Origin of the sequence: uncultured Limnohabitans sp., from assembly GCF_937889215.1 — a bacterium.
GTDB lineage: Bacteria > Pseudomonadota > Gammaproteobacteria > Burkholderiales > Burkholderiaceae_C > Limnohabitans_A.
Genome location: NZ_CALBEX010000333.1, coordinates 1 through 8,518 on the forward strand (window position 1 = coordinate 1; position 8,518 = coordinate 8,518).

The following is an 8,518-nucleotide window of genomic DNA, read 5'->3' on the forward strand; positions in this document are numbered from 1 at the left end:
AATTCATCCCCGGGGCTGGAAGGCGTTGAAAAGGCCACCGGCATCGATGTGGCGTTTGAGCGCTACCTGAGCGGCGGCGGGGTGCTCAGCGCCAACGTGTTTCACCGCCAAATCAGCGACCTGATCCGCTACACCGTGGCCCAGCAACCCAGCCCTTATTGGGCCCCCGGCCAACTGCGCTGGGTGTCCACCCCCATGAACCTGGGCGATGCCACCACCCAGGGCATTGAGCTGGAAGCCAAGTTCCGGCTAGACCAGCTGCGGCCAGGCGCTTGGCCCATCGACATCCGCAGCAACCTGAGCTTCTTCAAATCCCGGGTCAAGCAGGTGCCCGGCCCCGACAACCGCCTGGACCGGCAGCCAGACATGACGGCCAACTTGGGCGCGGACTACCGCGTGCGCAGCATGCCGCTGACCGTGGGCGGCAACCTCAACTGGAACCCCGACTACGACACCCGCCTGAGCGAACAGCAATGGGCTTACCAAGGTGCCAAACGGGTGCTGGACGTTTACGGCCAGTGGCGCTTTTCTGCGGCCACTGCCTTGCGCCTGACCGTGAGCAACCTCACATCGCGGGACTACCTGACCACGTCCACCTTCGACGGCAGCGGCGTCAGCGAAACTGCCCGCAACAGCTCACCGAGCTGGCGCAATGTGCAGTTGCGGCTGGAGATGAAAATCTGACACTTCTTGTGCCAAGATGGCGGCTTCAGCCAACTCAACTTTGGAGACAAGCATGCCCATCAAAGACGCCGCCTGGCACGACCGCATGTACAACAACCGGGCCCTGGTGCCAGACTTTGCCGACCATTTCGCGCATTGGAAAAATGCCTCGGAACAAGCCCGCCAAACTCTCAAGCCCCAAATGGACTTGCCTTACGGCGACGGCCCCAGCGAAACCCTGGACATCTTTCCCGCCCAAAAGCCAAATGCCCCCGTGGTGATCTTCATCCATGGCGGCTACTGGCGCAGCCTGGACAAATCAGACCACTCGTTTGTGGCCCCCGCCTTGCGCGACAAGGGCGCGTGTGTGGTGGTGGTCAATTACGCGCTGTGTCCCGGCACGGCCGAGCAGCCCATCACCATTCCCGACATCGCGGCCCAGATGGCCAAGGCCAGCGCATGGGTTTGGCGGCACATCGCCGAGCACGGTGGCGACCGCAGCTGCATCACGGTGATCGGCCATTCGGCAGGTGGCCACCTGGCGGCCATGCTGTTGGGTTGCGACTGGAAAAAAGTGGGGCCCGATTTGCCTGCAGGACTGGTGCGCAAGGCGCTGTCAATTTCTGGCTTGTTTGACTTGGAGCCCATCCGCAAAACGCCGTTTGTGCAAGGCGACTTGCGCATCACCCCCGCGCATGTGCGCATGTGCAGCCCGGCCAAATGGCAGCGTCCACGCCAAGGCGTGCTCTACACCGTGGCCGGGGGCGATGAAAGCGCTGAATTTTTGCGCCACAACCGCTTGATTCACCAAGCCTGGGGGCCCAAAACCGTGCCCGTGTGCGAAGCCCTGCCGGGCTTGAATCACTTCAGCATCGTGACCGACATGACACGGCCTGGGACGCGTTTGCATGGGCTGGCGCAGGCTTTGTTAGACCTGCAGCCCTGATCGGCTCTCGCGCACTGGCGGTCGCACGGCGATCACCGTTCGGGGGCTGTGCGCTGCAGGGTCAACTCAACAATGTGGATAAATGTGCGGTGTGGCTTAGGGCTTTTGGCCGCTTCAATGTGGCCTGAGACAATGCAGGCCCGGCGCTTTTCGGCGTTGGCTTATCCCCTTGTTTTTTCTTCATGAACACTTCTGCGGCCCCCCTCCCGACCCGCTCCTTGCGGCAAACAGGTCAAGCTTGGCTCGACACCCCATTTTTTCAGCGCACCATTTTGGTTTTGATTGTCATCAACGCCGTGATATTGGGTTTGGAAACCTCCTCATCGGTCATGCAAGCGGTCGGACGATGGGTTTTGATCATCGACAAAATCATCTTGGCGGTCTTCGTGGCAGAGCTGTCCTTGCGTTTGTTTGTGCACCGCCTGGCGTTTTGGCGCGACCCTTGGAGCGTGTTTGACTTTTCCGTGGTGGCCATTGCACTGGTGCCTGCCACTGGGCCTTTGGCGGTGTTGCGGGCGCTGCGGGTGTTGCGCGTTTTGCGCATGTTGACCATCGTGCCTTCCATGCGCCGCGTGGTCGGGGCGCTGCTCAGCGCCATACCCGGTTTGTCGTCGATTGCGCTGGTGCTGCTCTTGGTGTTCTATGTGTTCGCCGTGATCGCCACCCACTTGTTTGGGGCACTTTTTCCAGACTGGTTCGGTCATTTGGGCCGATCGCTTTACACCTTGTTCCAGGTGATGACCTTGGAGAGCTGGTCCATGGGCATTGCCCGGCCAGTGATGGCGCAAATCCCTTGGGCCTGGGCCTTTTTCATCGTTTTCATTTTGTTCGCCACTTTCACGATGCTCAACCTGTTCATCGCCATCATCGTCAACGCGATGCAGACCTTTCAGGAAAGTGAAAACCAAAGCAAACTGGACGAGGTGGTGCTGGCGGAGCAGTCGGCGGAGCAGGCATTGCACCAAGAGGTCAAAGCCCTGCGCCAGGAGATGCGCGAGATCAAAGCCTTGTTGAGTGCGCAGGTTCGAACGCCAGAGGGCTTATAGCCCAAGGCCGGCGATGTTTGTCCCTTTTAGGGGGTGAACCATCAGCGCATGCCAATTTTGGCGTCGTTGAAAATGTTTTTGGCCTCGCGGGGCAAGCTGCGCCAGTACTGGTGTTGTGAGTCGACTGTGCCGCCCAAGGCCACCGCCGCTTCCCAGCCCCAGCGCGGCTTGTACAAAAAGCTGCGAGCCAAGGCCACCAGATCAGCGTCGCCACGCTGCAGCACGGCTTCGGCCTGAGCAGGCTCGGTGATCAGGCCCACCGCGATGGTGGTCAGGTCTGAGGCGGCTTTGACGGCTTTGGCCAAATGCACTTGGTACTCTGGCCCCAAGGTGATTTTTTGCAAGGGCGAGACACCGCCCGACGAGATGTGCACGAACTGCGCGCCCGCTTGCTTGAGCTGAACCGACAGCTCGGCGGTTTCTTCGATCGTCCAGCCACCATCGACCCAGTCGGTGCCCGAGATGCGCATGCCCAGCGTGCCGCCAAAGGCTTCGCGCACAGCTTTGAAGACCTCCAGCGGAAAGCGGATGCGGTTGTCAAACGAGCCGCCATACGCGTCGGTGCGCTGGTTCGAAATGGGCGACAAAAACTGGTGCAGCAAATAACCGTGTGCGGCGTGCAGTTCCACCGCCTCGATGCCCAGTTCGTGGCTGCGCCGGGCAGTGTTGACAAAGTCGGCCTTGATTTGCGCGATGTCGGCCAGGCTCAGTTCGGTGGGCGCGGCTTCTTGTGGCAAGTGGGGCAGGGCGCTGGGGGCCTCAGTTTGCCAGCCACCGTTCTCGGGGGCGATCAGCATGCCGCCGTCCCACGGGGCTGCGCTCGATGCTTTGCGGCCCGCGTGGCTGATCTGGATGCACACGGGCACCTGTGGTGCCAGGCGGCGGGCGCGGTGCAGTTTGTCGGCCAGCGCCGCTTGGGTGGCGTCGTCCCACAGACCCAAACAGCCGGGGCTGATGCGGCCCACGGCCGAGACCGCTGTGGCCTCGATGGTGAACAGGCCCGCCCCGCTGTTGAGCAAGTTGGTCCAATGGCTCAGGTGCCAGTCGGTGGCTTGGCCGTTCTCGGCCGAGTATTGGCACATGGGGGCGACCACGATGCGGTTGGGCAAGGTCAGGGGGCCATTGGGGGCGTCGAAGGTGAAGGGGGTAAAAAGTAAGCTCATGGGGTGGGTTTTGTCGAGTGTTGAGGCCAGGCGCGCCATTGCCGTTGAAGATGTCATCTTATGGAAAACCAGACAAATGCGTATCCGTTGTGTGACAGTCGGCACGCCTCATGAAAGCCCAGCCCAATGGGCCATTGGGCTTCTTTGTAGGTCGGCGCCTTCAGGTCCGACGCTGGCGGTGGTGAGGCGCAAGGGTTTGGCATGTCGCTTCGCGAAGCGACATTTGGCCATTCGCGGAGCGGCGTTTCATCGGGTTGTCGTGCGCCACCGCTCTTGTCGGACCTGAAGGCGCCGACCTACATGAGACCGATGTGGACCGCCAATCCGTCAATGCGGCGACCCAAAAGCTTCCCAAAGCCCCCAGTCGTTGGGCAGGGGCGATGACAAACGCAGCGGTTGTCCGCTGATCGGGTGGGGCAGTTCCAGGCTTTGTGCATGCAACCACAGGCGCTGCAGCCCCAGCAAATCAGCCACGGCCCGGTTGAGCGGCCCTTTGCCGTGCGTGGCATCGCCAATGATGGGGTGGGCGATGTGCTTCATGTGGCGGCGCAGTTGATGGCGGCGTCCTGTCAACGGCTCCAGAGCCACTTCGGCGCAGCGGGTGCTGGCAAAGCCTTGCTGGGCTTGTGAATGGGGTGTTGGCAGCTCAAAGTGGCGCAGGCTCGTAAACCGACTTTGGGCAGGCTGCACTTCCAAGCGCTCGGTGCGCATGTCGTCGGGCATGCGTTTCAAGGCGTGGTCGATCAGACCCTCAGGCAAAGGCCAGCCCCGCACCACAGCGCGGTAGGTTTTTTGCAGGCCTTGGCCGCTTTCAAAAGCCATGCCCAATGTGCGCGCCGTGTCAGCGTCCAGCGCAAACAGCAGCACGCCGCTGGTGCCTTTGTCCAAACGGTGCACGGGCCAGACCTTTCGGCCCAGCTGGTCGCGCAGCATTTGCAGGGCAAAACGGGTTTCACCCGCATCCAAACCGGTGCGATGCACTAACACGCCGGGCGGCTTGGTCACGGCTGCAAGATAATCGTCAAGGTAAAGGATGTCGAGCATGTTGTTCTTATTGTCACCCGCCAAATCTCTGGACTACGAAACCCCCGCAGCGGGCGTGCCCTACACGTTGCCGCAGTTCGTGCCGCAATCGCAGGCCCTCATTGAGGTGCTGCGCCAAAAGTCGCCCCAGCAAATCGCCGAGCTGATGGACTTGTCAGACGCGCTGTCGGCCCTGAACGTGGCCCGCTACGAAGCCTGGACGCCCAAGTTCACCGCCAAAAACGCCAAGCAAGCCGTGCTGGCCTTCAATGGCGATGTCTACGAAGGCCTGGACGCCAAGACCTTGTCAGCGCAAGACCTGGACTGGGCGCAAACCCATGTGGGCATTTTGAGTGGCTTGTACGGCGTGCTGCGCCCGCTGGACTGGATGCAACCCTACCGCCTTGAAATGGGCACCACGCTGCAAACCGACAAGGGCAGCAACCTGTACAAGTTTTGGGGGCCGCAAATTGCCGACTACCTGAACGCCCAGCTGGCCAAAGACACAAACCCGGTCATCGTGAATCTTGCCTCTCAGGAATACTTCAAATCGGTCGACCGCAAAACGCTCAAGGCCCGCGTGATCGAGTGTGTGTTTGAAGACTTCAAGGGCGGCAAATACAAAATCATCAGCTTCAACGCCAAGCGCGCACGGGGCTTGATGGCGCGGTTCGCCATCCAAAACAAGATCACCCACCCCGAAGGCCTTTCGGCTTTTGACCTGGAGGGCTACGCCTACGATCCCCAGGTGTCCGAGCCAGATCGTGTCGTATTCCGTCGCAAGGTGCAGGCATGAGCATGAACTCCCCAGAACACACCCCCGAGCAGTCTCAGCTGGGCAAATCCAGCGCCTATGTGGACCAATACGACGCGGGTTTGCTGTTCCCGATTCCGCGTGCCACCAAACGCGCCGAGATCGGCGTCACCGGTCAGCCTGTGTTTTTTGGTGCCGATTTGTGGACCGCGTTTGAGCTGTCTTGGCTCAATACCAAAGGCAAACCGCAAGTGGCGCTGGCGCACATCACTGTGCCCGCCGAAAGCACCCACATCGTGGAGAGCAAGTCCTTCAAGTTGTATCTGAACAGCTTCAACAACACCCGCCTGGAAAGTGCCGACGCGGTGCGCGACATGATCCGCCGCGACATCAGCGCCGCCATCTGGCACGGCGGCACCATGCAGGCCAGCGTGGGCGTGAAACTGCTGCTGCAAGAGCAATTTGACACCGAACCCGTGCACGAGCTCGACGGCCTGAACCTGGACCGCATGGACATTGAGTGCACACGTTACGAGCCTGCGCCGGATCTGCTGAGCGCCAACGCCGACGAACTGCCCGTCACCGAAACCCTGGTCAGCCATTTGCTCAAAAGCAATTGCCTTGTGACAGGCCAGCCCGACTGGGGCAGCGTGCAAATCACTTACAGCGGCCCGCAGATCGAGCAAGCGGGTTTGCTGCAATACATCGTGAGTTTTCGCAACAACAACGAGTTTCACGAGCAATGCGTCGAGCGCATCTTCATGGACATCTGGACGCGCTGCAAACCCACCAAGCTGACGGTGTACGCCCGCTACACCCGGCGCGGCGGGCTGGACATCAACCCTTGGCGCACCAGCGCACCGGGCAAGTTGCCGCCCAATGTGCGCACGGCGCGGCAGTGAGCGCATTCACCGCATTCCCCGCTTTCCCCAACATGACTCCCACCACCCGCCGCGTTCTTCAGGCCCTTTTGTACGAAGCCATTGCCATCGCCGTGGTCGGGCCTGTGTTGAGCCTGGCCTTTGACAAGTCCACCGCATCCACATTCGGCCTGGCGGTCGTTTTGTCGAGCATTGCGCTGACGTGGAATTACGTCTTCAACTGGCTCTTCGAGCGCTGGGAGTCGCGCCAATCCGTGCGTGGCCGCTCCTTTGTCAGGCGACTGGCCCACGGGGCCGGTTTTGAAGGCGGTTTGGTCATCATTCTTTTGCCTGTCATGTCGCTGTGGCTCGACATTTCGCCCACCGCTGCCTTGCTGGCTAATTTGAGCCTGCTGGCGTTCTTTTTCTTTTATGCCATCGCTTTCACCTGGTGCTTTGACCGGGTCTTCGGCTTGCCGGCTTCTGCCCAGGCAGCCAATGGCGATCTGGGCTGATGGCGCGGCAGTCAAGGTCTTGGCGGACACAACGCCTGGAAAATATGGATCGCCAGTCCCAATTCGGGACTAAAATGCCACCATGCGAGTCATTGCCGTATCCACCCTCAAGACATTCTGGGAAAAACCTGGGCGTGGAGACTCAGAAGAGCCTTTGAAAACTTGGCACGGCGAAGCCTGTCGCGCCGAATGGAAATCCCCAGGCGATGTCAAAGCTCAATACGGAAACGCCAGCATCGTTGGCAACAACCGGATCGTCTTCAACATAGCAGGCAACAAGTACCGGCTCATCGTCGCCTTTGCGTACCGGATGCAAATCGCCTACGTCAAGTTTGTGGGCACGCATGCCGAATACGACAAGGTCGATGCGGCCTCAGTCGATCAGTCGTGAGCGTCAAGGAGAACATCATGGAAATCAGCCCCATCCGCACCGAGAAAGATTACCGCGCAGCACTGAGCGTGGTGTCAGCGCTGGTGGACCAAGACCCATCGCCTGACACGCCCGAAGGCGAACGCCTGGATGTGCTCTCGACCTTGATTGAGGCCTATGAGCGCAAGCACCATCCGATTGATCTGCCTGACCCTGTGGAGGCCATCAAGTTCCGCATGGACCAAGCGGGGCTGTCGATCAAAGACCTGGAGCCGATGATTGGTCAGCCCAACCGCGTTTATGAAGTGCTCAGCCACAAACGCCCCCTCACGCTGCGCATGATCCGAAATCTGAACAAAGGTTTGGGCATCTCCGCGCAAGTGCTCATCACAGACAACACCAGACCAATCGGGTGAGCGACCAAGACCCCACCCCCACCGCCCCTTGCCCGGTTCAACACGCTGTTCAACGTGATATTCAACATGAGTTACGCCATGTCCGCGCCCTCATGCAACTCGAGCAAAAGGAAGACCAGGCGCAGTTCCAGCTCAAAAACGCCAGTGCCAGCATCAAGGAGCGCCGTCGGCGTGGCTTGACCTGGTACCCCGTCACCATCGCCCAAGAAGACATTGGGTTTGGGGGCAAAGTGGTGTTGGAGCTGGAGCGCCCGGCGCATCGGCAAGACCTGCACCTGTTTCAGGTGGGCAAAAACGCTTGTGAGTTCAGCAGTGCGCCCGGCTACTCGGGGCCTGACCGGCCCGTGCTGAGCGGCGTGGTGACCAGCGTGCGGCGCAACAAGCTGGTGCTGGCCACCACCAAAGAAGCGCTGCCCGACCGGGTGTTGAACGGCAGCACCCTCAACGGCAACACCCTCAACGGCAGCACGCTCGGCATTGATCTGACGTTTGACGAGGTCAGCTACCGCGAGATGCACCAGGCCATGAACGACGTCATTGGCGCACACGGCAACCGCTTGGCCGAACTGCGCGACGTGCTGCTGGGCGCACGGCCCGCCCGCTTTCGCGAGGCCCAAGCCGACGACCTGTTTTACCCCAGTGCGCTCAACGATTCGCAGCTGGTGGCGGTGCGTCATGTGATCTCGGCGCAAGACGTGGCCATCATCTACGGCCCGCCCGGCACCGGCAAAACCACCACGCTGGTGCAAGCCATTTTGGAAA

General features: G+C 60.6%; 11 protein-coding genes. 9 read left to right on the forward strand and 2 right to left on the reverse strand.

Annotated elements, in window-relative coordinates; translation table 11 throughout:
- From Q0341_RS08400 to Q0341_RS08410, 3 genes are all read left to right on the forward strand, one after another.
- Positions 1-684 (forward strand): TonB-dependent receptor (locus tag Q0341_RS08400; protein WP_299512050.1); only part of this gene is annotated, 684 nt, incomplete at its 5' end.
- A 52-nt stretch (positions 685-736) separates the two neighbouring features.
- A complete protein-coding gene (locus Q0341_RS08405; protein ID WP_299512053.1) occupies positions 737-1,609 on the forward strand; it encodes an alpha/beta hydrolase in 873 nt (290 codons plus the stop codon).
- Positions 1,610-1,791: 182 nt separating this feature from the next.
- Entirely contained in the window at positions 1,792-2,655 is an 864-nt protein-coding gene (locus Q0341_RS08410; protein ID WP_299512056.1) for an ion transporter, read from the forward strand.
- 41 nt (positions 2,656-2,696) lie between these two features.
- On the opposite strand, the gene Q0341_RS08415 is transcribed toward Q0341_RS08410, so the two are convergent.
- Both Q0341_RS08415 and Q0341_RS08420 read right to left on the reverse strand, forming a co-directional pair.
- Complete coding sequence (locus Q0341_RS08415; RefSeq protein WP_299512059.1) at positions 2,697-3,818, reverse strand: NADH:flavin oxidoreductase/NADH oxidase; 1,122 nt, start codon at positions 3,816-3,818, stop codon at positions 2,697-2,699.
- A gap of 327 nt (positions 3,819-4,145) precedes the next feature.
- Positions 4,146-4,862, reverse strand: a complete 717-nt coding sequence (locus tag Q0341_RS08420; RefSeq protein ID WP_299512062.1) for a pseudouridine synthase — start codon at positions 4,860-4,862, stop codon at positions 4,146-4,148.
- Here Q0341_RS08420 and yaaA point away from each other — a divergent pair.
- The 6 genes from yaaA to Q0341_RS08450 form a co-directional block, all read left to right on the forward strand.
- Positions 4,861-5,637 (forward strand): peroxide stress protein YaaA, encoded by a 777-nt coding sequence (yaaA, locus tag Q0341_RS08425; protein ID WP_299512065.1) that lies wholly within the window; start codon positions 4,861-4,863, stop codon positions 5,635-5,637. The genes Q0341_RS08420 and yaaA overlap by 2 nt on opposite strands.
- A 2-nt stretch (positions 5,638-5,639) precedes the next feature.
- Positions 5,640-6,497 carry an NADPH-dependent 7-cyano-7-deazaguanine reductase QueF gene (queF, locus tag Q0341_RS08430; protein WP_299512067.1) on the forward strand — a complete coding sequence of 286 codons (858 nt, stop codon included), beginning with the start codon at positions 5,640-5,642 and terminating at the stop codon, positions 6,495-6,497.
- A gap of 32 nt (positions 6,498-6,529) precedes the next feature.
- Complete coding sequence (locus tag Q0341_RS08435) at positions 6,530-6,970, forward strand: PACE efflux transporter (protein ID WP_299512070.1); 441 nt, start codon at positions 6,530-6,532, stop codon at positions 6,968-6,970.
- Between the two features lie 82 nt (positions 6,971-7,052).
- Positions 7,053-7,361: a type II toxin-antitoxin system HigB family toxin gene (locus tag Q0341_RS08440; RefSeq protein ID WP_299512072.1), complete on the forward strand. Its 309-nt coding sequence runs from the start codon at positions 7,053-7,055 to the stop codon at positions 7,359-7,361.
- 17 nt (positions 7,362-7,378) lie between these two features.
- Positions 7,379-7,756 (forward strand): transcriptional regulator, encoded by a 378-nt coding sequence (locus tag Q0341_RS08445; RefSeq protein WP_299512075.1) that lies wholly within the window; start codon positions 7,379-7,381, stop codon positions 7,754-7,756.
- Positions 7,757-7,848: 92 nt separating this feature from the next.
- Positions 7,849-8,518, forward strand: a 670-nt coding sequence (locus Q0341_RS08450; protein WP_299512076.1) for an AAA domain-containing protein, incomplete at its 3' end; no start/stop codon positions are given.